The organism is Pseudoduganella sp. RAF53_2 (genome assembly GCF_052113985.1).
Lineage (GTDB): Bacteria > Pseudomonadota > Gammaproteobacteria > Burkholderiales > Burkholderiaceae_D > Rugamonas.
Genome location: NZ_JBFRDW010000949.1, coordinates 1 through 1,537 on the forward strand (window position 1 = coordinate 1; position 1,537 = coordinate 1,537).

Here is a 1,537-nt window from a genome sequence, read left to right on the forward strand (position 1 = left end):
TGCGTTTGCGGTTCCATGACTCACCTCACTGGAATGCCAACCGTCGTGCAGAATGCCCGGACCACATCGGGCGTCACGTAGAACAGCAGCGCGAACACTGCCAGCCACAGGAAGAACAGGAAATGCCAATACTGGGCGCACAGTGCAATGCCCTCGCCTACCCGCTCGGTAGCGCGGCCGCTCAGGAACCCGCCTGCCACCAGCAGGCCAGCCAGCATGCCGCCCATAACGTGCAAGCCATGCAGGCCCGTGATCAGGTAGAAGAAACTGTTGGCGGGATTGGCACGCAGGCCGTATTCGGCAGCCGTCATCGCCTGCCACGCGGCGAGTTGCGACGCGATGAAGGCCAGCGCCAGCAGCAGCGCCAGTGCACTCAGCTTGCGCGCGGCTTCGCGGCGTCCACTCGCAGCATTGCGGCGCGCCACTTCCCAGACCAGGCTATCCGCCAGCAGCAGGCCGGTGCTGAGCCACAGCTGCCACGGCACATACGTCAGATTGCGCCAGTCCTCGTACGCCATACGCATGACGTAGGCAAAGGCGAACAGCAGGAACAGCGAGCTGACCACGGCCATGAAAACCCACAGCCCGACCTTGCGCGTGCCGTGCGGCGCATCCGGTCCGCCGTTGCGGGCGCCCCGCCCGTCCGGCAAGCCTGGGAAGCCATTGGTGGTGCGCAGCGTCGCGCCGCTCATTTCGGCACCTCTTCATCTTCGCGGTGCGGCACTTGCGGCGGGCGTGGCGGCGGCGTGTGCGGCGGTGCGCCATGCTCGTTTTCTTCCGGCCCCACACTCTGCGGAATGTAATCTTCGCCATTCGGCGCATCAGCGCGGCCGTAGTCGTAAGCGCCGCGATAGGCCACCGGCAGTTCCGRCCCCCAGTTGCCGTGCTGCGGCGGGGTCTGCGGCGTGAACCATTCCAGGCTGGCCGCGCGCCATGGATTGCCTCCGGCCGGCTTGCCGCCCTTGATGCTCCAGAACAGATTGAACAGGAAGACCAGCTGCGTCACACCGACAATCAACGCCGCCACTGTGATGAAGGCATTCATCGTATGCGCGGATTCGGGGATGAATTTGTAGTTCTCATAGGCGTAGTAGCGGCGCGGCATGCCGAGAATGCCCAGGTAGTGCATGGGGAAGAAGATGGCGTAAGCGCCGATGAAGGTGACCCAGAAATGCAGCTTGCCCAGCACTTCGTTATACATGCGCCCCGTGGCCTTCGGATACCAGTGATAAATCCCGCCAAACACCGCCAGCACAGGCGAAACGCCCATCACCATGTGGAAGTGCGCCACCACGAAATAAGTGTTCGACAGCGGAATATCGATACCGACGTTGCCGAGGAAGAGTCCCGTCAGGCCGCCGATCAGGAAGGTCGAGATGAAGCCCAGCGCGAACAGCATGGGCACGGTCAAGTGGATGTCGCCGCGCCACAAGGTCAGCGTCCAGTTATAGACCTTCAACGCGGTTGGGACCGCGATAATCAGCGTAGTGGTGGCAAAGAAGAAGCCAAACAGCGGGTGCATGCCGCTCACGTACAT

The 1,537-nt window shown here is 62.8% G+C and carries 1 protein-coding gene and 1 pseudogene; both read right to left on the reverse strand.

The window, feature by feature from the left end:
• Window positions 1–137 precede the first annotated feature (137 nt).
• A pseudogene (locus tag AB4Z11_RS31300) lies at window positions 138–692 on the reverse strand (cytochrome c oxidase subunit 3); the annotation flags it as partial.
• A partial coding sequence (locus AB4Z11_RS31305) for a cytochrome c oxidase subunit I (RefSeq protein ID WP_442030021.1) occupies window positions 689–1,537 on the reverse strand: 849 nt, incomplete at its 5' end. The gene AB4Z11_RS31305 and the pseudogene AB4Z11_RS31300, both read right to left, overlap by 4 nt.